Source organism: Mesorhizobium sp. M2E.F.Ca.ET.219.01.1.1 (genome assembly GCF_004016445.2).
Taxonomy (GTDB): domain Bacteria; phylum Pseudomonadota; class Alphaproteobacteria; order Rhizobiales; family Rhizobiaceae; genus Mesorhizobium.
This window is the reverse complement of sequence record NZ_SADT02000002.1, coordinates 512,462-536,195: the sequence shown is the minus strand read 5'-3', so window position 1 is coordinate 536,195 and position 23,734 is coordinate 512,462. Positions and strand designations below refer to the sequence as shown.

16 protein-coding genes are annotated in these 23,734 nt (G+C 64.7%); 4 read left to right on the top strand and 12 right to left on the bottom strand.

Annotation, left to right across the window (positions count from 1 at the left end; genetic code table 11):
• Positions 1-4: 4 nt before the first annotated feature.
• The 10 genes from EN862_RS12925 to EN862_RS12880 all read right to left on the bottom strand — a co-directional run bounded on the left by EN862_RS12925 (position 5) and on the right by EN862_RS12880 (position 16,526).
• Positions 5-1,663 (bottom strand): alpha-glucosidase family protein, encoded by a 1,659-nt coding sequence (locus EN862_RS12925; RefSeq protein WP_189401764.1) that lies wholly within the window; start codon positions 1,661-1,663, stop codon positions 5-7.
• Entirely contained in the window at positions 1,660-3,660 is a 2,001-nt protein-coding gene (glgX, locus tag EN862_RS12920; protein WP_127867141.1) for a glycogen debranching protein GlgX, read from the bottom strand. Before glgX ends, EN862_RS12925 begins: the two co-directional genes overlap by 4 nt.
• Positions 3,661-4,027: 367 nt before the next feature.
• Positions 4,028-5,656: an alpha-D-glucose phosphate-specific phosphoglucomutase gene (locus EN862_RS12915; protein ID WP_127867140.1), complete on the bottom strand. Its 1,629-nt coding sequence runs from the start codon at positions 5,654-5,656 to the stop codon at positions 4,028-4,030.
• A gap of 3 nt (positions 5,657-5,659) precedes the next feature.
• Positions 5,660-7,105 (bottom strand): glycogen synthase GlgA, encoded by a 1,446-nt coding sequence (gene glgA, locus EN862_RS12910; RefSeq protein ID WP_127867139.1) that lies wholly within the window; start codon positions 7,103-7,105, stop codon positions 5,660-5,662.
• 136 nt (positions 7,106-7,241) lie between these two features.
• Complete coding sequence (gene glgC / locus EN862_RS12905) at positions 7,242-8,507, bottom strand: glucose-1-phosphate adenylyltransferase (protein WP_127867138.1); 1,266 nt, start codon at positions 8,505-8,507, stop codon at positions 7,242-7,244.
• 63 nt (positions 8,508-8,570) lie between these two features.
• Positions 8,571-10,784 (bottom strand): 1,4-alpha-glucan branching protein GlgB, encoded by a 2,214-nt coding sequence (gene glgB, locus EN862_RS12900; RefSeq protein WP_127867292.1) that lies wholly within the window; start codon positions 10,782-10,784, stop codon positions 8,571-8,573.
• A gap of 155 nt (positions 10,785-10,939) precedes the next feature.
• Complete coding sequence (locus EN862_RS12895) at positions 10,940-13,402, bottom strand: glycogen/starch/alpha-glucan phosphorylase (RefSeq protein WP_127867137.1); 2,463 nt, start codon at positions 13,400-13,402, stop codon at positions 10,940-10,942.
• Positions 13,403-13,540: 138 nt separating this feature from the next.
• Complete coding sequence (locus EN862_RS12890; RefSeq protein ID WP_189401809.1) at positions 13,541-14,323, bottom strand: ATP-binding cassette domain-containing protein; 783 nt, start codon at positions 14,321-14,323, stop codon at positions 13,541-13,543.
• A gap of 2 nt (positions 14,324-14,325) precedes the next feature.
• Positions 14,326-15,390, bottom strand: coding sequence for an ABC transporter permease (locus tag EN862_RS12885; RefSeq protein WP_127867136.1), 1,065 nt, complete (start codon positions 15,388-15,390; stop codon positions 14,326-14,328).
• A gap of 158 nt (positions 15,391-15,548) precedes the next feature.
• The gene (locus tag EN862_RS12880; RefSeq protein ID WP_189401805.1) at positions 15,549-16,526 is read right to left on the bottom strand and encodes a sugar ABC transporter substrate-binding protein; all 978 of its coding nucleotides are present in this window, start codon (positions 16,524-16,526) and stop codon (positions 15,549-15,551) included.
• 265 nt (positions 16,527-16,791) lie between these two features.
• On the opposite strand from EN862_RS12880, the gene EN862_RS12875 reads away from it, so the two are divergent.
• From EN862_RS12875 to EN862_RS12860, 4 genes are all read left to right on the top strand, one after another.
• Complete coding sequence (locus EN862_RS12875; protein ID WP_127867135.1) at positions 16,792-18,015, top strand: ROK family transcriptional regulator; 1,224 nt, start codon at positions 16,792-16,794, stop codon at positions 18,013-18,015.
• A 2-nt stretch (positions 18,016-18,017) separates the two neighbouring features.
• Positions 18,018-18,464 (top strand): RbsD/FucU domain-containing protein, encoded by a 447-nt coding sequence (locus EN862_RS12870; protein ID WP_127867134.1) that lies wholly within the window; start codon positions 18,018-18,020, stop codon positions 18,462-18,464.
• Positions 18,461-19,384: a carbohydrate kinase gene (locus EN862_RS12865; protein ID WP_127867133.1), complete on the top strand. Its 924-nt coding sequence runs from the start codon at positions 18,461-18,463 to the stop codon at positions 19,382-19,384. The genes EN862_RS12870 and EN862_RS12865 overlap by 4 nt, the downstream gene beginning before the upstream one ends.
• Before the next feature lie 249 nt (positions 19,385-19,633).
• Positions 19,634-20,803, top strand: coding sequence for a DegT/DnrJ/EryC1/StrS aminotransferase family protein (locus EN862_RS12860; RefSeq protein WP_127867132.1), 1,170 nt, complete (start codon positions 19,634-19,636; stop codon positions 20,801-20,803).
• Between the two features lie 200 nt (positions 20,804-21,003).
• Here EN862_RS12860 and cysQ read toward each other — a convergent pair whose 3' ends face one another.
• Together cysQ and cysN are read right to left on the bottom strand one after the other, a co-directional pair.
• Positions 21,004-21,786, bottom strand: a complete 783-nt coding sequence (cysQ, locus tag EN862_RS12855) for a 3'(2'),5'-bisphosphate nucleotidase CysQ (protein WP_189401803.1) — start codon at positions 21,784-21,786, stop codon at positions 21,004-21,006.
• Positions 21,787-21,796: 10 nt separating this feature from the next.
• Complete coding sequence (gene cysN, locus EN862_RS12850) at positions 21,797-23,734, bottom strand: sulfate adenylyltransferase subunit CysN (RefSeq protein WP_127867130.1); 1,938 nt, start codon at positions 23,732-23,734, stop codon at positions 21,797-21,799.

Below are 23,734 nucleotides of genomic sequence, written 5' to 3'. Positions count from 1 at the left end.
GCTATCAGCCAATCCTTCCGACGAAACTGCCCAGGGGCGGCAACGCCAACGCGCTCTCCTCGACAACGCCGCCAAGAACCCCGGCGACATCAGCGGCAAGAGGCGTTATCTCGGCGTCCCCGATCTCGGCCGGCAGCACCCAGCTCGCCGGTTCCGCGGCGAAGTTGAAGACGCACAGCAATCTCTCGTCCTCCTGCTGGCGGATGAAGGCCAGCACATCGCCCTCGGCCTCGAGAAAACGGATCGAGCCGGCGATCAGCGCCGGATGACGCCTGCGCAGGGCAAGGATCGAACGGTAGGCCGCGAGCACGGAACCGCCCTCGCCATCCTGAATGTCGACCGCGCGGCCGCGATGCGCCAGCGGCACCGGCAGCCAGGGCTTGGCCGTCGAGAAGCCGGCATTTTCCGCCTCTGCCTGCCAGACCATCGGCGTGCGGCAGCCGTCCCTGCCCTTCACGCCCGGCCAGAAGCGGATGCCAACGGGATCGCGCAGATCCTCATAGGCGAGCTCGGCTTCCTCCAGCCCCAGTTCCTCGCCCTGGTAGAGGCAGATCGAGCCGCGCAGGCATGACAGCAGCGCGATCGAGAATTTGGCCATCGCGTCCGGGTTCTCGCCGGGGCGTGTCCAGCGGCTGACGTGGCGCATGACGTCATGGTTGGAGAAGGCCCAGCAGGCCCAGCCGTCCGGCGCGGTTGTCTCGAACGCCTCTACGCAGCCGCGCACATGAGCGGCGGAAAATTGCGGGCTGAGCAGGTCGAACGTGTAGCACATCTGCAATTTGTCGCCGCCGGAGACATAGGCGGCGAGCGTCTGCAGCGAACGGTCCTCGTCGCCCACCTCGCCGACCGCGGCGCGGTCCGGATACTCGTCGAGCAGCGAGCGGAAGCGTTTCAGGAAGTCGAGGTTCTCCGGACGCGTCTTGTCGAAAAGATGCTCCTGGAACGCGTAGGTGCTGGTGGCGCCGTTGGTGCCGGCGACGCTTGACGCCAAGGGCGGATTATCGCGCAGCCAGCGGTCGTGGACATAGTAGTTGACGGTGTCGAGCCGGAAGCCGTCGACGCCGCGCTCCAGCCAGAAGCGCACCGTGTCGAGCAGCGCATCCTGGACCTCCGAATTGTGAAAATTCAAGTCGGGCTGGGCGGCCAGGAAATTGTGCATGTAGTACTGCCGGCGGGTGGCGTCCCACTCCCAGGCGGGGCCGCCGAACAGCGATTGCCAATTGTTGGGCGCGCTGCCGTCCGGCTTCGCATCGGCCCAGACGTACCAGTCGGTCTTGGCATTGTCGCGGCTGGCGCGGCTTTCGACGAACCATTCGTGCTTGTCGGAAGAATGCGAGATCACCTGGTCGATGATGAGCTTCAGGCCGAGCCGATGCGCCTCGGCGATGAGCGCGTCGAAATCCTCCAACGTGCCGAACATCGGATCGACGTCACGGTAGTCGGATACGTCATAACCCATATCGGCCATCGGCGACTTGAAGAAGGGCGAGAGCCAGACCGCGTCGGCGCCGAGCGAAGCGATATGGGCGAGCCGCGCGGTGATGCCCTTGAGGTCGCCGCTGCCGTCGCCGGTCGTGTCCTGGAAAGAGCGCGGATAGACCTGATAGATGACGCAGCCGCGCCACCATTCGCTCCCTTGCCCGGAATTGTCGCCAGCCATCATGAGCCTTTCCTGTTGCGCGATCCAGCGGCACGCCGCTCGATCATGAAACCGACGCTTCGACCGGGTAACGGCCTCGCCAGATCGACCGGCTGCGTCTCGACCGCCGGGCGCCACTCGAAGCCTTCCCGCGCGGGCAAGGTGAAGACGCATTGCCGGCGATCGCCATTGATCATGACCGCCAAGCGCTTGCTCTCGCTATCGCCGAGCAGCATGACGAGGCGATGTCGGCCGGCATCGTTCCAGTCGGCCTCGCCGAGCGGCACGCCGGTCTCGGTGAGCCAGGACACATCGGGGATCTCCGACCCGCCGGCGGGCGCGCCGGTCAGCAACTGCGTATCCCCCAGCACCGGGAAGGCGCGGCGCAGCGCGGCAAGCGACGATGCGTATTGCTCCAGCGCGTGATCGCGGCCGGCCCAGTCGAGCCAGGTGATGGCGTTGTCCTGCGCATAAGCGTTGTTGTTGCCCTTCTGCGTGCGGCCGAACTCGTCGCCAGCGGTCAGCATGATGGTGCCGCGCGAGGCGAAAAGCGTGGCAAGCAACGCGCGCCGGTCATTGGAGCGGGCCAGGCTGATCGCCTCTTCGTCCGTTTCGCCCTCGGCGCCGTTGTTCCAGGACAGATTGTCGTTATGGCCATCGCGGTTCTGCTCGCCATTGGCCTCGTTGTGCTTGCGCTCATAGGCGACGATGTCGGCCAGCGTCATGCCGTCATGCGCGGCGATGAAGTTGACACTACGGCTCGTCGGCCGGCCTTCCCTGCCGAACACGTCCGACGAGCCGGCAAGACGGGTGGCCAAGGCGCCGATCGCGCCGGCATCGCCGCGCCAGAAGCGCCTGACATCGTCGCGGTAGCGGTCGTTCCATTCCAGGTAGGGCGGGCGGAAATTGCCGAGCTGGTAGCCGTTCGGACCGATATCCCAGGGCTCGGCGATCAGCGCGCGGTCGGCGAGCACGGGATCATCGGCAATGGCCCGAAGCAGCGGCGCCTCCGGATCGAAGGCGCCGTCGACGCGGCCGAGCACCGGCGCCAGATCGAAACGGAAGCCGTCGACGCCGGCAAAGCGGACGAAGTGGCGCAGCGTGTCGAGCACCATTTCGCGCACCACCGGATGGTCGCAGGCGACCGTGTTGCCGGTGCCGGTGTCGTTGGCCAAGCTGCCGTCCGGCCGATGCCGGTAATAGGCCAGCGCATCGAGCCCGCGCAGCGACAGCGTCGGCCCGAGCCGGTCGCTCTCGCCGGTATGGTTGAAGACGAGGTCGAGGATGGTGCCGATGCCTGCCTTGCGGAGCGCGGCGACGGTGTCGCGCAGTTCCTTGAGACCACCCGGCGCCAGGCGCGGGTCGAGCGCCATGAAGGTGACGGGGTTGTAGCCCCAGGCGTTGCTGAGGCCCAGCGGCGGCAGATGCCGCTCGTCAATCGACGCGGTGACCGGCATCAGCTCGACGGCCGAGACGCCGAGACGCTTCAGGTGCTCGATGATGGCGGGCTGGGCGAGCGCCGCGATGGTGCCGCGCTGCGCTTCCGGAATGTCGGGATGGAGCTTGGTGAAGGAGCGGACATTCAGTTCGTAGATCAGGCCGCCGGGCTTGAAGAGGGGTGGCAAAGGCGCCACGGCCTCGGGCGGCGCCACCACGATTGCCTTGGGCATCAGGTATGCGGTGTCTGCGCCTTCGTTGCGTTTGGCGGCGAGACGCCAGTGATATTGATATGGCCGGTCGATTTCTATGGCGTAGGGGTCGGTGAGCAGCTTGTCCGGGTCGAACCAAAGGCCCTGATCGGGAGCATAAGGGCCGTCCGCGCGAAAGCCGTAACGTATGCCGTCGCCGAGGCCGGGGACAAGGAGCGCATGCACGCCCTCGCCTTCCGGCTTCAGCTCCAGCCGGTCGATCTCGCGGTTGCCGCTGCCATCGAAAAGCGAGACCCAGAGGCGCCGCGCCGATGGGGACCAGGCGGCAAAGCGGATGCCTTCGGCGGTGATGGTGGCGCCCAGATTGCTCACGCTTGCCAACCTCATGACGTGCCGTAGACGCTGGAGATTGGCTTGAGCCTCCGCGACGTCGTCATTCCAGGGCGAAGCAGGAGCGGAGCTCCGTCGCGGAGACCCTGGAATCCATGCCGTGACCTCAAGCGTGGGGCGCAGCGGAGCAGAATTCTGAACCGCCGCAACGCCTTGAAGTCACGGCATGGATCCTCGGGTCTGCGCCGCGTCGCTTCGCTCCTTGCTCCGCCCGTGGATGACGAAGCGATGGACATTTCGGCCAATCGCCAAAGCCGGCGATCCGGCCAACACCCCTCATCAGTCTCGGCGCTACGCGCCGATCCACCTTCCCCCACAAGGGGGGAAGGAAAGGCGCGCCTCGCCCCCCTCAAGTAATCACGCTCGGCTTGTTGCGGCCGGTGTGGCTCTTGATGCCGGCGATGTCGTCGGCGGCGGCGATCAAGTCGGCGAGCGCTTCCTGCGTATCGAGCTCGTGCCTGGCCTTGTCCGGCTCGTAGCGCTCGATATAGACGCGCAGCGTCGCTCCCGAGGTGCCGGTGCCGGAAAGGCGCAGCACGACGCGCGAGCCGCCTTCGAACAATATTCGGATGCCCTGGTTCTTGCTCACCGAGCCGTCGACCGGATCGTGATAGGCAAAATCGTCGGCCTTGGCGATTTTCAGGCCGCGCACGCTCGTACCGGGGAGTGAACCGAGCTTGGCGCGCAGCTCATCCACCAGCGCGTTGGCGCGGTCGCTCTCGACCTCTTCATAGTCGTGGCGCGAATAGTAATTGCGTCCGTAGGTTGCCCAGTGCTCGGTGACGATGTCCTTGCAGCTCTCGCCGCGCGCGGCGAGGATGTTGAGCCACAGAAGCACCGCCCACAATCCGTCCTTCTCGCGCACATGGTTGGAGCCGGTGCCGGCGCTTTCCTCGCCGCAGATGGTCGCCATGCCGGCGTCGAGCAGGTTGCCGAAGAACTTCCAGCCGGTCGGCGTCTCGTAGATGCCTATGCCAAGCTTTTCGGCGACGCGATCGGCGGCGCCGCTGGTCGGCATAGAGCGGGCAATGCCCTTCAGGCCGTCCTTGTAGCCCGGCGCCAGTCTGGCATTGGCGGCAAGCATCGCCACCGAGTCCGACGGGGTGACGAAGATGCCTTTGCCGATGATCAGGTTGCGGTCGCCGTCGCCGTCGGAGGCCGCGCCGAAGTCGGGCGCGTCGGGGCCCATCATCTCGTCATAGAGATGCTTGGCGTGCACGAGGTTCGGATCGGGATGATGACCGCCGAAGTCCGGCAGCGGCTTGAAGTTGCGGCAGGTGCCGTCCGGCGCGCCGAGCCGGCGTTCCAGAATCTCCTTGGCATAGGGACCGGTCACCGCGTGCATGGCGTCGAAGCGCATGCGGAAGCCCGATTTGAACAGCTTCCTCAGCGCGTCGAAGTCGAACAGACTCTCCATCAATTCGGCATAGTCCTTGACCGGGTCGATGATCTCGACCGTCATGTCGCCGGCCTTGACGGTGCCGATCGTGTCGATGTCGATCTCGCCGATATCGGCGATCTTGAAGCTCTTGATCTCCTTCGACCTGGCGAAGATCGCGTCGGTGATCTTTTCGGGCGCCGGGCCGCCATTGCCGGCATTGTACTTGATGCCGAAATCCTCATGCGGGCCGCCGGGATTGTGGCTGGCCGACAGGATGATGCCGCCGAAGGTCTTGTATTTGCGGATGACGTTGGAGGCGGCCGGCGTCGAAAGGATGCCGCCCTGGCCGACCATCACCTTGCCGAAGCCGTTGCCGGCGGCAATGGCGATGGCCTTCTGGATGACCTCGCGATTGTAGAAGCGGCCGTCGCCGCCGATCACCAGCGTCTTGCCCTGAAAACCGTCCAGCGCGTCGAAGATCGACTGGATGAAGTTCTCGGCATAGTGCTCCTGCTGGAATACCGGCACCTTCTTGCGCAGGCCGGACGTGCCGGGCTTCTGGTCGGTATAGGGTTTGGTGGGGACGGTTTTTATCATGCCTCAGGCAGCCCTTTTCGAAAGCAGCAAGCGATAGAGTTCTACGTATTTTTCGGCGCTCTTGTCCCAGGAGACATCGGCCTTCATGCCCTGGCGCTGGATCGAGGCCCAGGTGGCCGGCCGCGCGTGCTGCTCGACCAGCCGCTGGATGGCATGCAGCATTGCGCCGCCATTGTTGGGCGCGAATTGGAAACCGGTGGCGACGCCGGCCGACAACGCTGCTTCATTGGCGTCGATGATGGTGTCGGCGAGGCCGCCGGTGCGGGCGACGACCGGCACGCAGCCATAGCGCAGGCCGTAGAGCTGGGTCAGCCCGCAAGGCTCGAAGCGCGACGGGATGATGATGGCGTCGCAGCCGCCCTGCATGACATGCGAAAGCCCCTCGTCATAACCCACGACGACGCCGACACGGCCGCGATGGCGAGCCGCGGCGGCAAGCAGCGTGCCTTCGAGGCCGGCGTCGCCGGAGCCCAGAATGGCGAGGCGCGCGCCGGCGGCGACGATGCCGTCGACGACCGCGGCCAGAATGTCCATGCCCTTCTGCCAGGTCAGCCGGCTGACGACGCAGACGATCGGGCTGCCGTCCGCCGCAAGGCCGAAACGGTCCTCGACCGCCTTGCGGTTCTTGGCGCGGGCTTCGAGAGTCGCCGCAGAGTATTTGGCGACCAGATGCTTGTCGGTCTGAGGATTCCAGATGTCGACGTCGATGCCATTGACGATGCCGTAGAGGTCGGTGGCGCGCATGTTGATCAGGCCGTCGAGGCCCATGCCGAATTCCGGCGAGCGGATTTCCTGCGCATAGGTCGGGCTCACCGTGGTGATCGCCCAGGCGGCCTGCAGGCCGGCCTTCAGATAGCCGACGCCGCCATAATATTCGACGCCGTCGAGCTGCATCGCCACGCCCGGCAGGCCGAGCTCGCCGAAGATGCCGGCGCCGAACTGACCCTGGAAGGCAAGGTTGTGCACGGTGATCAGCGACGGCACGCCGACCGCCTTGCCGTAGCGCATATAGGCAAGCGTCATCGCCGACTGCCAGTCATGGGCATGGACGATGTCAGGCTGGTAGCCGGAGATCGCGCCGCCGGCAATATCGCCGCCGACCTGGCTCAGCGCCGCGAAGCGACGCCAGTTGTCCGGCCAGTCGGCCCCGGATGCCGTGCCGTAAGGGCCGCCTTGACGATCGAAGAGATGCGGCGCGTCCAACACGAAGAGGTCGAGATCGCCGATCTTGACGGCATGGACCGAGGCCTTGCCACCTTGCAGCAGCGGGTACTGGTAGACGGGTTTCTTCTTGGCGAAGGCCGCCATCACCACGGGATAGCCGGGAACGAGCGTGCGCATCGCCACGCCCTTCCCGGCCAGCGCGATCGGCAAGGCGCCGGTCACGTCGGCGAGACCACCGGTCTTGATCAGCGGGAAGATTTCGGGCGTGACCGACAGAACCTGCATGCGCTCCACATTCCGATTTCAACGTGACAGGTCAAAGTGACAATCTGTTGATCAAGTCGTCGGCTTGCTGATCGACCTTATCAGGTCGACAACTTTGCCGATCAACCCTAGCGGGTGGACGGCTTGATCAACCCTATCAGGTCGACAACTTGTTGATCATATCCTGCGTGATCAGGCAGATGCCCTTCTCCGAAACACGGAAGCGCTTGGCGTCGAGCGCCGCATCCTCGCCGACCACCAGTCCTTCCGGGATCTGCACGCCATGGTCGATGACGACGCGCTTGAGGCGCGCGTTGCGGCCGACAGTCACGTCGGGCAGCATCACCACCTCCTCGAGCTTGGAGTAGGAATTGATGCGCGCGCCGGTGAAGATCAGGCTGCGGCGCAGCGAGGCGCCGGAGACGATGCAGTCGCCGGAGACCAGCGAGGAGATCGCCTCGCCGCGGCGGCCGTCCTCGTCATGCACGAACTTTGCCGGCGGCTTCAATTCCGCATAGGTCCAGATCGGCCAGTCGCGGTCGTAGAGATCGAGTTCCGGTGTGACGTCGGTGAGGTCGATATTGGCTTCCCAATAGGCGTCCACGGTTCCGACGTCGCGCCAGTAGGGCTCGGACTCATGCGAGGAGCGCACGCAGGACTTTGCGAAGCGATGCGCGATCGCCTTACCGTGCTGCACGATATAGGGGATGATGTCCTTGCCGAAGTCGCGGCTGGAGCCGGGTTCGGCTGCGTCGCGGCGCAGCTGCTCCATCAGGAACTTGGTCTTGAAGACATAGATGCCCATCGAGGCGAGCGCGAATTCCGGCTTATCCGGGATGCCCGGCGGATCGGCCGGCTTTTCGACGAAGGCGATGATGTTGTCCTTGGCATCGACATGCATGACGCCGAAGCCGGTCGCCTCTAGGCGCGGCACCTCCAGGCAACCGACGGTGACGTCGGCGCCCGCATCGACATGCTGGCGCAGCATCAGCTCGTAGTCCATCTTGTAGATGTGGTCGCCGGCAAGGATGACCATGTATTCGGGGCCATAGGCCTCGATGATGTCGATGTTCTGGTAGACGGCGTCGGCAGTGCCTTCGTACCACTGCGTTTCCGAAACGCGCTGCGATGCGGGCAGGATGTCGAAGCTTTCGTTTCGCTCAGGCCGCAGGAAGTTCCAGCCGCGCTGCAGGTGGCGGATCAGCGAATGCGCCTTGTACTGGGTGGCGACGCCGAGGCGGCGGATGCCGGAGTTCAGCGCGTTGGAGAGCGCGAAGTCGATAATGCGCGTCTTGCCGCCGAAATAGACGGCGGGTTTGGCGCGCCGGTCGGTCAGCTCCTTGAGGCGGCTGCCGCGGCCGCCGGCCAGCACATAGGCCATGGCGTCGCGCGCCAGCGGCTGGGTTCTTTTGAGTTCTGCCATTTTGTTACCCTCCCAAATAAGCTGCCCGGATCGTTGCAAGAGCAGGATGGCACATCATCTGCTTCAATCCGTGACGAATTCCAGCATGATCGTCGAGAGCGGCGGCAGAAGCATCGTCGCCGATACGCCGCCCCCTTCCCCGCTCGCCTTGACCGCGCCGCCATTGCCCATCCCGGAGCCGCCATAGTCGGCGGCATCCGTATTGATGATCTCGCGCCACTTTCCCGCCCTCGGCAGCGGCACGCGATAGTTCTCGCGCGGCACCGGCGTGAAGTTGGAGATGACGGCGATCGGGTTGCCGTCCGGCGCGCTGCGCAACCATGCGAAGACCGAATTGTCGCGATCGTCGACGATCAGCCAGGAAAAGCCTTCCGGCTCGCAGTCGCGCGCGTGCAGCGCCGGGCGCGAACGGTAGAGATAGTTCAGGTCGCGCACCGTCTGCCAGACGCCGCGATGCGGCGCGAATTCGAGCAGGTTCCAGTCGAGCGCGCGTTCCTCGCTCCACTCGCGGCGCTGGGCGAATTCCTGGCCCATGAACAGGAGCTTCTTGCCGGGATAGCCCCACATGAAGGCATAATAGGCGCGCAGCGTCGCGAACTTCTGCCAGTCGTCGCCGGCCATCTTGTGGAGCAGCGTGCCTTTACCGTGCACGACCTCGTCATGCGACAGCGGCAGCACGAAGTTCTCCGAGAAAGCGTAGACCAGGCCGAAGGTGATGTCATTGTGGTGGTGCTTGCGGAAGATCGGCTCCTTGGAAAGGTACTCCAGCGTGTCATGCATGAAGCCCATGTTCCACTTGAAGCCGAAGCCGAGCCCGCCCTCATGCACGGGACGCGACACTTTCGGCCATGAGGTCGATTCCTCGGCGATCGTCATCACGCCGGGGTGGTGGCCGTAGAGCTCCTTGTTCATCTTCTGCAGGAAGCTGACGGCCTGCAGGTTCTCGCGCCCGCCCTTCTCATTGGGGATCCATTCGCCCGCCTTGCGCGAATAATCGAGGTAGAGCATCGAGGCGACCGCGTCGACGCGCAATCCGTCGACATGGTATTTCTCGGCCCAGAACAGCGCGTTGTTGACGAGGAACGATACCACCTCGCGGCGGCCGAAATTGTAGATCGCGGTGTTCCAGTCGGGATGGAAACCCTGGCGCGGATCGGCATGCTCGTAGAGCGCGGTGCCGTCGAACTTCACCAGCCCATGCTCGTCGACCGGGAAATGCGCCGGCACCCAGTCGAGGATGACCCCGATGCCGGCGCGGTGCGCGCCGTCGACAAAACGGGCGAAGCCGTCAGGGTCGCCGAAGCGCGCCGTCGGCGCGTAAAGGCCGGTGGTTTGATAGCCCCAGGACGGGTCGTAAGGATGCTCCGAGATCGGCAGGAACTCGATATGGGTGAAGCCGGTGTCGACCGCATAAGGGATCAGCCGCGCCGCAAGCTCGTCCCAGGAGAGGAACGTGCCGTCGTCGCGGCGCTGCCAGGAGCCGGCGTGGACCTCGTAGATCGAGATCGCCTCGCGCCGGGGATCGGCCTTGCGCCAGTAGCCGCGATGCGCCTCGTCGCCCCATTGATGCGCCATCGGCGGCGCCGTCACCGAGGCGGTCGCCGGTCGCAGTTCCGATTCGAAGGCGAACGGGTCGGCCTTGAGCGGCAGGCGCACGCCGTCGGGCGCGATGATCTCAAACTTGTAGGGCTGGCCCGCGCCGATATCGGGAATGAACAGCTCCCAGATGCCGGTGTCCTTGCGGTCGCGCATGGTGTGGCGGCGGCCGTCCCAGTCGTTGAAGGTCCCGACCACGGAGACGCGCCTGGCATTGGGCGCCCAGACCGCGAAATGCACGCCGGTGGCGCCTTCATGGTCGATGATGTGGGCGCCGAGCTTGTCGAATAGCCGTAAGTGCGAGCCCTCGGCCATGTAATAGTCGTCCATCGGTCCCAGCACCGGGCCGAAGGAATAGGGATCGGTCAGCCACCAGTCGCCGCCGGCATTCCTGGCATGATAGCGCAACGGCTGGCGCTTGCGGATGGAGACCTTGCCCTCGAAGAAGCCGGCATCGTCGCGGCGCGACAGCTCGCCCGCCTCCTTGCCGGTCAACGTATAGGCGGTGACGAATTCGGCGTTGGGCACGAAGCAGCGGGCGACGAAGCCCTTGCCGGCCTCATGCACGCCCAGAACCGCGAAAGGATTGCCATGCGTTCCGGCGACAATCGCCGCGACATCTCCGGCTGGCGCCAGTCCGTCCGGCCCGCTTGTCGCAGCGGTCGCGCGCGGCTTCCTCATCAAGCGGTCGCCCTCCCCGGGCATCTTGTTCTGGCGCATGCCTTGGTGCGGCATGCGCTGTTCTTTGTCTTGGTGCATGCCGTGATCCCAAAACCGCTCTGCACTTTTGGGCGGCATGCACCGGGGCCACACTTCTTGTGGCTCATGCAATCATATCAGACGGGCACGTTCCAGATGTCTTTCGCATATTGGCGGATTGTGCGATCGGACGAGAACCAGCCGACGCGAGCGACGTTGCGGATGGCGCGCGCGTACCAGTCGGGGCTGTTGCGCCAGACGGCGTCGACCTCGCGCTGGCAGGCGGCGTAGGAATCGAAGTCGGCCGCCACCATGAACCAGTCGCTCTGGTAGAGGCCGTTCATCAAGTCGCGGTAGCGGCCAGGATCGTCGGGCGAGAAGACGCCGGAGGAGATGGCGGACACCGCCTGTGACAGTTCCGGCGAGGCCTCGATCACTTCGCGCGGATTGTAGCCGTTGTTGCGTCGCTCGGCGACTTCGGCCGTGGTGAGGCCGAAGATGAAGATGTTGTCGTCGCCGACATGTTCCTTGATCTCGACATTGGCGCCGTCGAGCGTGCCAATGGTCAGCGCGCCGTTCAGCGCGAACTTCATGTTGCCGGTGCCGGAAGCTTCCATGCCGGCGGTCGAGATCTGCTCCGAAAGGTCGGCGGCCGGCATCATCACCTCGGCCAGGCTGACATTGTAGTTCGGCACGAACACGACCTTCAGCAGGCCGCGCACCGACGGATCGCCGTTGATGACCTTTGCGACGTCGTTGGCCAGTTTGATGATCAGCTTGGCGTTGTGGTAGCTCGGCGCCGCCTTGCCGCCGAAGAATTTCACGCGCGGCATCCAATCCCGCTCGGGATGCGAGCGGATCTGGTCGTAAAGCGCGATCGCCTCGAGGATGTTGAGCAGCTGCCGCTTGTATTCGTGGATGCGCTTGACCTGGATGTCGAACAGGGCCGACGGGTCGAGCCTGATGCCGAGCCGGTCGGCGACGAGATTGGCCAGCCTTGCCTTGTTCTGTCGCTTCACGGCGGCGAATTTTTCGCGGAAGGCCGCGTCTTCGGCGAGCGGATCGAGATCCTTGATCTTCTCGATGTCGTCCATGAAGCGGTCGCCAATCGCCTCGCGGGCAAGCGAGGTCAGCCCCGGATTGCACTGGATCAGCCAGCGGCGGGGCGTGATGCCGTTGGTCTTGTTGTTGATGCGGTCGGGATAGAGCTTGTGGAGATCGGCGAACACCGTCTCCTTCATCAGCTCGGTGTGCAGCGCCGAGACGCCGTTGATCGAATGCGAGCCGACAAAGGCCAGGTTGCCCATGCGCACGCGGCGGTCACCATTTTCCTGGATCAGCGAAATCCGTGCGATCTGCTCGCCCGAGAATTTTCCGGTGGCCCGCGCCTCCAGCAGAACCTGCGCATTGATGGCGTAGACGATCTGCATGTGGCGCGGCAAAAGCCGTTCGAACAGTGGCACCGGCCAGCTTTCCAGCGCCTCGGGCAACAGCGTGTGGTTGGTGTAGCCGAAGGTGCGCTTGGTGATGTCCCAGGCCAGGTCGAAATCCATGCCATGGACGTCCATCAGCAGCCGCATCAGCTCCGGCACGGCGACCGCGGGATGGGTGTCGTTGAGATGGATCGCCGCCTTGTCAGGCAAGGACTTCAGGTCGCCATACTGGCTCAAATGCCGCTGGACGATGTCCTGCAGCGAAGCGGTGGAGAAGAAATACTCCTGCCTGAGCCTCAGCTCCTGGCCGGCCATGTGGGAATCGGCCGGATAGAGCACGCGCGACAGCGCGTCGGCCTTGTTGCTCTCGGCCAGCGCGCCGATGTGGTCGCCGGCATTGAACTTGTCGAGCAGGATCGGGTCGATCGGCATGCCGGACCAGAGCCTCAGCGTGTTGACGCGCCTGGCGCGCCAGCCGGCCACCGGCGTGTCATAGGCGACGGCAAGCACGTGCTCGGTCGGCTTCCAGACATGGCGCTCGAGCCGGCCGTCCTTCGCGGTGATCGATTCCACCGAGCCGCCGAAGCCGACCTCGAAGGAGCGTTCGCGCCGCTCGAACTCCCAGGGATTGCCGTGGTCGAGCCAGGTCTCCGGCAGCTCGACCTGCCAGCCACCCTGGATTTCCTGGCGGAACATGCCGTTGGCGTAGCGGATGCCGTAGCCATGCGCGGGGATGTCGACGGTCGCCATGCTTTCCATGAAGCAGGCGGCGAGACGGCCGAGGCCGCCATTGCCGAGCGCCGCGTCGGGTTCGAGGCCGGCGATCAGGTCAAGATCGACGCCGAGCGAGGACAGCGCCTCGCGCATGTTCTCCATCAAGTCGAGATTGGAGAAGGCGTCGCGCATCAGGCGGCCGATCAGGAATTCGAGCGAAAGGTAATAGACGCGCTTTTCCTGCTGGTCGTAGGCTTCCTTGGTCGCCTGGATCCAGTGGTCGACGATGCGGTCGCGCACCACTTTGATCGAGGCGGTCAGCCAGTCATAGGGCGTGGCGACGGTGGTGTCCTTGCCGACCCGGTATTTGAGCGACATCAAGACTTCTTCGGCGAGCGTCTTGGGATCGGGATGGTCGAGGACAGGGACTTCGATCGTCATGGCGGATGTCATTTCGCCTCTCGTTCATTTGGCCTGATCATAGCGGCTTTCGCCGTTCCTCCCAGCCTATCCTATCGCATTGCAACATGCGTTCAATCGATTTGGTGATCGAGCCGTCAGCTGCCTGCTGCAATTGACCTATCCTGGAGATCAGGCCGCCAGTGCATCCTCCGGCGGCTTCTTGGCGCCGGTCATCAGCGCGACGGCATCCGACATCGAAATCTGCTTGGGGTCGACGACGCAGAGCCGGCGCCCGAGCCGGTGGATGTGGATGCGATCGGCCACCTCGAAGACATGCGGCATGTTGTGCGAGATGAGCACGATCGGCAGCCCGCGCTTCTTGACGTCGAGGATCAGCTCCAGCACGCGGCGGCTTTCCTTGACGCCGAGCGCCGCGGTCGGCTCGTCCATGATCACCACTTTCGAGCCGAAGGCGGCCGCGCGCGCCACCGCCACGCCCTGGCGCTGGCCGCCGGACAACGTCTCCACCGCTTGGCTGATGTTCTGGATGGTCATCAGCCCGAGCTCGGTCAGCTTATCGCGGGCGCGCTTTTCCATCGCTGGACGATCGAGCATCCGGAACCAGCTTCCGAGTGGGCCGGACTTACGGATCTCGCGACCGAGAAACATGTTGTCGGCGATCGACAGCGCCGGCGACAGCGCCAGGTTCTGGTAGACGGTCTCGATGCCGGCTTCTCGTGCCTCCATCGGCGACTTGAAGGCAACGGGCTTGCCTTCAAGCCGGATTTCACCTTCGTCGGGCACAGCGGCGCCGGAAATCGCCTTGATCAGCGATGATTTGCCGGCACCGTTGTCGCCGATCACCGCCAGAATTTCGCCCGGATAGAGGTCGAAATCGGCATTGTCGAGGGCGGTGACGCGGCCATAGCGCTTGGTAAGACCGCGCGCAGTGAGGATTGGGTCCTGGGTCATGGCTATGCCGAAACCTTTCTGATCCATTGATCTACCGCCACGGCGCCGATGATCAGCACGCCGGTGAGCAACACTTTCCATTGCGGATCGGCGCCCAGCATATTGAGGCCCATCGAGACGACGCCGACGATCATGGCGCCGAACAGCGTGCCGAGGATCGAGCCGCGGCCGCCGAAGAGCGAGATGCCGCCAATCACCGTCGCGGTGATGGCCTGAAGATTGTAGTCGGTGACCGCGGCGGACGGCGAGATCGAGCCGTTGCGGCCGATCGAGACCCAGGCCGCGAAGGCGGCGATCAGCCCGGCAAGGACGTAGACCGTCACCAGCACCCTCTTGGTCTGGATGCCGGACAGTTTCGCGGCCTCCTGATCGTCGCCGACGGCATAGACGTGGCGGCCCCAGGCTGTGTGGTTCAGTACATACCAAAGCAGCAGGACCAGCAGGACCATGGCGATAACGCCGGCCGTCAACACCGCGGAACCGACCCTGAAGCTCAGCGCGAAGAAGTGCAGCAGCGGCGCCTGGGCGTCGACATCGGCGTCGCGGATCGTCTCATTGGCCGAATAGATGAAATTCGTCGCCATGACGATGTTCCAGGTGCCGAGCGTGACGATGAAAGGCGGCAGCTTCATATAGGCGACGAGCAGGCCGTTGAGCAGGCCGCAGGCCGCGCCCGCGGCAAGGCCGAGCAACACGGCCAGGAGGGTCGGCATGCCGTAGGTGATGGCACAGTTGCCCATGATCACAGCCGAGATCACCATGATGACGCCGATCGAAAGGTCGATGCCGGCGGTCAGGATGACCAGCGTCTGGGCGGCGCCCAGGATGCCGACGATGGCGATCTGCTGCAGGATCAGCGTCAGCGTGTAGGACGAAAAGAAGCGCCCGCCGATAGCGATGCCGAAAATGATGATCGACAGCACCAGCACGATCAGCGGCACCGCCGCCGGCGTGGAATGCAGGAAATGCTGGGCGCGCTTCACAAACGATTTGCCGTGCTCCTCGAAGGCGGCGACGTTGGTATCGCTGCCCGAGAGAACCTTCTCGAATTCCTGGATCTGGGACATATCTCCTCCCGTCTCACGGAACTTCGTCATGGCTCCGTGCCGCGTTTACGCATTCCGGTCTCTCGCCGGGCTTATCAGCGCTTACGAAAATGCATCGTCCACCCGATGCGGCCGGGGATCAAGCCCCCAGCCGCAAGGTTTGTGCGCTCAGGCGGGCATCAGCCCCAGCACTTGGCGAGGCCTTCCTTGGTGTCGATGGACTTCACGCCATTGGCCGGCTTGTCGGTCACGAGGTTGACGCCGGTATCGAAGAAGTTCTTGCCTTCGGTCGGCTTCGGCTTGGTGCCGTCCTTGGCGTATTTGGCGATGGCCTCGATGCCGAGCGCGGCCATCTGCAGCGGATATTGCTGCGAGGTAGCGCCGATCACGCCTTCGGTAACCGACTTCACGCCCGGGCAACCGCCGTCGACCGAAACGATCAGCACCTGCTTTTCGAGGCCAACGGCCTTGAGCGCCTGATAGGCGCCGACAGCGGCGGGCTCGTTGATGGTGTGGATGACGTTGATGGTGTTGTCCTTCTGGAGAAGGTTCTCCATCGCCTTGCGGCCGCCTTCCTCGTTGCCGTTGGTGACGTCATGGCCAACGATGCGCGGATCGTCCTCATCGCCGATCTTGTTGGGGTCCTTCACGTCGATGCCGTAACCCATCATGAAGCCCTGGTCGCGCAGAACGTCGACGGTCGGCTGCGAGGGGGTGAGGTCGAGGAAGCCGATCTTGGCGTCCTTGGCCTTGTCGCCGAGCGTCGCGGCAGCCCAGGCACCGATCAGCTTGCCGGCTTCGAGGTTGTCGGTGGCGAAGGTGGCGTCCGCGGCATCGATCGGATCGAGCGGCGTGTCGAGCGCGATCACCAGCAGGCCGGCGTCGCGCGCCTTCTTTACCGTCGGGACGATGCCCTTGGTGTCGGACGCGGTGATCAGGATGCCCTTGGCGCCGTCGGCGATGCAGCTTTCGATCGCCGCCACCTGGCTTTCGCTGTCACCGTCGATCTTGCCGGCATAGGTCTTGAGGTCGACGCCAAGCTCCTTGGCTTTGGCGGTCGCGCCTTCCTTCATCTTGACGAAGAACGGGTTGGTGTCGGTCTTGGTGATCAGGCAGGCGCCGACGCCGGCGGCCGATGCCGACGAAGCGAACGCCATCAGGCCCAAGCCGGCGGCCGCAAACACGGTAGACTTCAGCAGTGATTTCTTGGTCACGATTTCCTCCCAATGGAACTGTTGCGGACGCCGGCCACCCGGCGCCTCAAGCGCGTCCACCTTTTCTCCCAGCGTGGACACATCTCAAAAAACACCAGGACAGAACGGCTGTCAATAATTAAATCACTCTTATTTATTATTGACACTCTTGCGTCGTTCACTCATTCTGAACGAAAAGCATCGCGGGGAAACAAACGGGAGGAACAGGGTGGAGACCGGCATTGCGAGGCACGGTTCGCCCGAGGCTTTGGAGCGCCGGCTGCATCGCGGCACCAACCAAAGCGGCATGCGCGACCACAACGAGCGCTTGGTGCTGTCCCTGGTGCGCCAGCACGGCAGCCTGGCCAAATCCGATATCGCGCGCATGACCGGGCTGTCGGCCCAGACGGTGTCGGTCATCATGCGCGAGCTCGAGGAAGACAAGCTGCTGGTCCGCCAGGCGCCGCTGCGCGGCAAGATCGGCCAGCCTTCGATCCCGATGGCGCTCAACCCGGAAGGCGCCTTCTTCATCGGCCTCAAGATCGGTCGCCGCAGCGCCGAGCTGGTGCTGATCGACTTCCTCGGCAATGTGCGCGCCATGCTGCAGCACTCCTACCGCTATCCCGCGCCGCGCGAGACCGTCGAGTTCGTCACCGCCGGCATCAGGACTATGCGCGGCGAACTGACGCCGGCGCAGGACAAGCGCATTGCCGGGCTCGGCGTCGCCATGCCGTTCGAACTGTGGAACTGGGCCGACACGGCCGGCGCCCCGCGCGACGTGATGGAGGAATGGCGCCATCGCGACATACGCGCCGACATCCAGGCGCAGTGCGAGTTCCCCGTCTACCTGCAGAATGACGCGACTTCGGCCTGCGGCGCCGAGCTTGTCTTCGGCCAGGCGGGCGCGGCGCGCGACTTCGTCTATTTCTATATCGGCGCCTTTGCCGGCGGCGGCATCGTTCTCAACGGCCGTCTTTACAGCGGGCCGAAGGGGAACGCCGGCGCGTTGGGCTCGATGCCGGTGCCGGGGCCGGACGGCAAGCCGACGCAGCTCATCGACGTCGCCTCGATCGCGATGCTGGAGAAGGCGCTTTCCGCCAAGGGCATCGACGGCTCCTATCTATGGACTTCGCCGCAGGAATGGGGCGACATCGGCGCCGAGCTCGACGAATGGATCGTCAGCGCCTCGCGCGCGCTTGCCTATGCCATCGTCGCGGCCTCGTCCGTCATCGATTTCGAAGCGGCGGTGATCGACGGCTGGATGCCGCTCGATGTGCGGCGCCGTCTTGTCGAGGCGATCCGGCAAGCCATTTCCGGCATCGACGCCGAGGGACTGAAGCTGCCCTTCGTGCGCGAGGGGACCGTCGGCATCCATGCGCGGGCGCTGGGCGGCGCCAGCCTGCCGCTTTCGGAGCGCTTCCTGATCGGGCCGAACACATCCGGGGGCGCCTGACCATGCTGATCGGCATCCCCTCACTGCTCGGGCCGCAGTTCCTGGCGACGCTCAGGGCCATGGGCCATGGCGACGAGATCGCCATCGTCGACGGCAATTATCCGGCCGAGGAACAGGCGCGCCGGCTGATCCGCGCGGATGGCCACCCTATCATCCCGGTGCTTGACGCCGTGCTCAGCGTGCTGCCGGTGGACGAGGCGGTGCCGGAAGCGCTGTTCCGCGCCTCGGTCAACGGCGACCCGGCGCTGGCCGACCCCGTGCATCGCGAGATGGAAGCGGTTTGCGCCAGACGCGCGCCGGGCCATAAGGTGGTTGCGCTGGCCGGGCCTGACTTCTATGCACGCGTCAAGGCCGCGCACGCGATCGTGGCGACCAGCGAACCCAGGCTCTTTGCCAACATCATCATCCGCAAGGGCGTGATCCATCCGCCGGAGACCAAGACGACATGATCCTTTGCTGTGGCGAAGCCCTGATCGACATGCTGCCGCGCATCACGACGGAAGGCGAAGCCGCCTTCGCGCCCTATGTCGGCGGCGCGGTGTTCAACTCCGCGATCGCGCTTGGACGGCTGGGCGCCCCGGCGGGCTTCTTCTCGGGCCTCTCCTCCGACCTGTTCGGCGGCCAGTTCCGCGACGCGCTCGGCGCCAGCAAGGTGAGCTCCACCTATGCGCACACCTCGCCGCGTCCGACGACGCTCGCTTTCGTGCGGCTCACCAACGGCCAGGCGACCTACACTTTCTATGACGAGAACACCGCCGGGCGCATGCTGACCATCGAGGACCTGCCGAAGCTCGGCGCGGAGATCGAGGCGATGCTGTTCGGCGCCATCAGCCTGATCTCGGAGCCGGCGGGCTCGGCCTATGAGGAATTCATGCGCCGCGAGCACGAAAGCCGCGTGATGATGCTCGACCCCAACATCCGGCCGAACTTCATCCCGGACAAGGCCAAGCATCTCAGACGCATCCGCGAGATGATGGCGATGGCCGACATCGTCAAACTGTCGGACGAGGACCTCAAATGGTTCGACGAGGCGGGCTCGCATGAGGATGTCGTGCGCAACTGGCTGGATCGCGGGCCGAAGCTGATCGTCGTCACCCATGGCAGCGAAGGCGCCGTCGGCTACAGCAAGGCGCACAAGGTCACGGTCATGCCGCAGAAGGTGAAGGTGGTCGACACGGTCGGCGCCGGCGACACCTTCAATGCCGGCATCCTGGCCTCGCTGCATGAGCAGGGCCTGCTCACCAAGGCGGCGATCGGCGAGCTCTCCGAAGACGCCATCCGCAAGGCGCTGGAGCTCGGCGCCAGGGCGGCGGCGGTGACGGTTTCGCGGGCCGGCGCCAACCCGCCCTGGCGGCACGAGATCGCGTAAGCGGTTGTCCGGATTGGCCGAAAGGCCTCCGCAGCCGATCACTTTATGTTTCCAAAGCTGGGAACGGCGCGATAAAAACCATTGAAAATGCTCGTTTTAGCCCGGTTTTCCGGCTTCTTCGGGCATTGCGCCGGCAAAGAGCGGTAACAGGCTGCGACACATAAGCAATTTGCCCCGGACCCGGCCGGCTTTCTCAGCCGCGCCAAGTCTGATACCAGCGGGCCGGTTTATTGGCATTTTGAGGCCGACATGCAGTTCATCGATCTAGGCGCGCAGCGCGAACGAATCCACGACCGGCTGAAGGCCGCGATCGACCGTGTGGTCGAGGACGGCCGCTATATCCTCGGCCCGCAGGTCACCGAATTCGAGAACAAGCTCGCGGCCTATATCGGCGTCAAGCATGTGGTCGCCTGCGCCAACGGCACCGACGCGCTGCTTTTGCCGCTGTTTGCCGCCGGCATCGGCCCGGGCGACGCGGTGTTCGTGCCGAGCTTCACCTTCGCCGCCACGGCCGAAGTCGTGGCGCTGGCCAAGGCCGAGCCGGTATTCGTGGATGTCGATCAAAGCACCTACAATATCGACATCGCCAGCCTCGAGGCGGCGATCGAGATGATCAAGAAGGAAGGACGGCTGAAGCCGAAGGCGATCATCCCGGTCGACCTGTTCGGGCTCGCCGCCGACTACGACGCGATCATGGCGATTGCCAAGCGCGAGAACCTCCTTGTGATCGAGGACGCCGCGCAGTCAATGGGCGGTTCGGCCGACGTCCAGGCGATCGGCGGTTCCGCCGACGCCAAAATGTGCGGCGCCTTCGGCCATGTCGGCTCGACCAGTTTTTATCCGGCCAAGCCCCTTGGCTGCTACGGCGACGGCGGCGCCATGTTCACCAATGACGGCGCGCTGGCCGACAAGCTGCGGTCCTTTGCCTTCCACGGCAAGGGCGAGACGCAATACGACAATGTCCGCATCGGCATCAACTCGCGCCTCGACACGCTGCAGGCGGCGATCCTGATCGAGAAGCTCGCCATCCTCGAGGATGAGATGGTGGCGCGGCAAGTCGTGGCGGACCGTTACGCCAAGGGTCTCGGCGACATCGTCAAGGCGTCGCGCAACCTGGGCCACAGCCGCTCGGCTTGGGCGCAGTACGCGATCGAGACCCCGAAGCGCGACGGGCTGAAAGCGCATCTCGGCGAAAAGGGCATCCCGTCGGTGATCTACTATGTGAAGCCGCTGCATGAGCAGGTGGCCTACAAGGACTATCCGCGCACGCCCACCGGCCTTGCCGTCTCTGAAACGCTGCCGAAGCAGATCCTCTGCCTGCCGATGCACGCCTATCTCAGCGAAGCCGACCAGGACCGCATCATCGAGACGATCCGCAACTACATCGGCTCGAACTCGGCGCATGTCGCGGCGGCTTGAACGGCACCTTCGTCATCCTCGGGCTTGACCCGAGGATCCATGCCGTGACCTGAAGCGTGGAGCACAACGGTGCAGAATTCTGTAACCGCTGCAATGCTTTAGCGTAACGGCATGGATCCTAGGGTCTGCGCGCGTCGCTTCGCTCCTTGCTCCGCCCTAGGATGACGACGCGACAACTGGCGGCGCCAATCGCTAATGCTTTAAGCCGCCCCCTTCCCCGTCGCAATGAAATGCGGGTTGGCGAAATCGCTGTCGCTGGCCTGGTTGCGCTTGCCGTAGACGAGCGGCAGGCCGTCCAGCGTGCGGGTCATGCCGCCCGCGGCGCGCAGCACCGCGTCGCCCGCCGCCGTGTCCCATTCCATCGTGCGGCCGAAGCGCGGATAGATGTCCGCCTCTGCCGCGGCGAGCAGGCAGAATTTCAGCGACGAGCCGACCGAGACGATCTCAGCTGCGCCGAGGTCGCGGATGAAGGCGTCGGTTTCAGGCGTGTTGTGCGAGCGGCTGGCGACGACGGCGAGCGGGCTGCCCCCTTCCCGCACGCTAATCGGCCGGCGGCCAGCAATGCGATAATCGGCATCGACCTCCAGCGCCTCGGCCCTGCCAGGCCGTCCGCTGAAGAAGCGCCCAGTGCACGGCGCGTAGACAACGCCGACTTCCGGCACGCCATGGCGCACCAGCGCGATGTTGACGGTGAAGTCGGTGCGCCGGTTGACGAATTCCTTGGTGCCGTCGAGCGGATCGATCAGGAAGAAGGCGCCTTCGAGGTCGGGCGTGGCGATGCCGGCTGCCACCTCTTCCTCGGCCACGCAATGGATATCCGGATAGGCGGCTCGCAGGCCGGCGAGAATGATCTTCTCGCTTTCGCGATCGGCTTCCGTCACCGGCGAGGAGTCGGCCTTGCTGTCGACGGCGCAGCCTTCGTGGAAGACGCGCATGACCTCGCGCCCCGCTTCCAGCGCCAGTCGCTCGAAAACGCCCAGCATGGCCTCGTCGTCAGATACCGCCGCCATTGTCATACTGCTCTTCGGCAATGTCGCGCTCGGTCAGCCACTGCTCCAGGGCTTCCGCCATCTCCTGCGGGCTCCGGCCGAGCGTCTTGAGGTGGATTTCGGGATTCTCCGGCGCCTCATAGGGAGAATCGACACCGGTGAAATTCTTGATCTCGCCGCTCAAGGCGCGCGCATAAAGCCCCTTCGGATCACGGCGCGCGCATTCCTCGAACGGGGTGTCGACGAACACCTCGACGAACTCGCCCTCGGCCATCAGCTCGCGGGCCACGCGCCGCTCCGCGGCAAAGGGCGAGATGAAGGAGACGATGACGATCAGCCCGGCATCGGCCATCAGCTTGGCCACCTCGGCGACGCGGCGGATGTTTTCGACGCGGTCCGCGTCGGTGAAGCCGAGATCGCGGTTCAGCCCGTGGCGGACATTGTCGCCGTCGAGGATGTAGGTGTGGCGGCCGGACGCGAACAGCTTCTTCTCGAAGAGGTTAGCGATGGTCGACTTGCCGGAACCGGAGAGCCCGGTGAACCAGAACACCGCCGGGCGCTGGTTCTTCAGGTCGGAACGGCCGCGCTTTCCGACATCGAGCGACTGCCAGTGGATGTTTTCGGCACGGCGCAGCGAATGCAGGATCATGCCGGCGCCGACGGTGGCGTTGGTGATGCGGTCGATCAGGATGAAGGCACCGGTGGTGCGGTTCTCGGCAAAGGGATCGAAGGCGATCGGCGCCCGCGTCGAGAGATTGCAGACGCCGACCTCGTTGAGGTCGAGCGACTTCGCCGCCTCATGCGCGAAATCGTTGACGTTGACGCGGTATTTCAGCTCGGTGACCGTGGCGCTGACCTGGTCGGTCTCGGTGCGCAGGATGTAGGAACGGCCGGGCAGCAGCGCCTGCTCGTCGAACCAGACGATGTTGGCGGCGAACTGGTCGGCGACCTGCGGTCTAGCTGCCGGCGACACCAGCATGTTGCCGCGCGACACCTCGACCTCATCCTCGAGGACCAGCGTGATCGCCTGGCCTGCGACCGCCCGATCGAGATCGCCGCCCTGCGCGACGATGCGCTTGACCCGGGAGGCCTTGCCGGATTTGGCAACGACGACCTCCTCGCCTTGCGAAACGGTGCCCGAGGCGATGGTGCCGGCGAAGCCGCGAAAATCGAGGTTCGGACGGTTCACATACTGAACCGGGAAGCGGAACGGCAGTTCGACCACCGCCTCGTCGACCGACACGGTTTCGAGATGCTCGATGAGCGACGGGCCGGAATACCAGGGCGTGCGCTCCGAGCGGCTGGTGACGTTGTCGCCGAAACGCGCCGACATAGGGATCGGCACGACGCTGACGAAGCCTAGCTCTTTTGCGAACTCGCCATAATCGGCGACGATCTGGTCAAACGCAGCCTTGTCGAAGTTGATAAGGTCGATCTTGTTGACCGCCAGCACGATGTGACGGATGCCGAGCAGCGAGGCGATGATCGAATGACGCCGGGTCTGGCGCAGCACGCCCTGGCGCGCATCGATCAGCACGATGGCGAGGTCGGCGGTCGAAGCGCCGGTCGCCATGTTGCGCGTGTACTGCTCATGCCCAGGCGTATCGGCGACGATGAACTTGCGCTTCGGCGTGGCGAAGAAACGGTAGGCGACGTCGATGGTGATGCCCTGCTCGCGCTCGGCTTCCAGCCCGTCGACCAGCAGCGCGAAGTCGATGTCGTCGCCGGTAGTGCCGTGCTTGCGCGAATCCTTCTCCAGCGCGGCAAGCTGGTCCTCGAAGATCTGCTTGGTGTCGGAGAGCAGGCGGCCGATGAGCGTGGACTTGCCGTCATCGACGGAACCGCAGGTGAGGAAGCGCAGTAGCGACTTCTTCTCCTGCGCGGCCATGTAGTCGCGGATGGAATCGGTCGGGGCGAGGCTTTTGGCCATGATGTGGCGCAT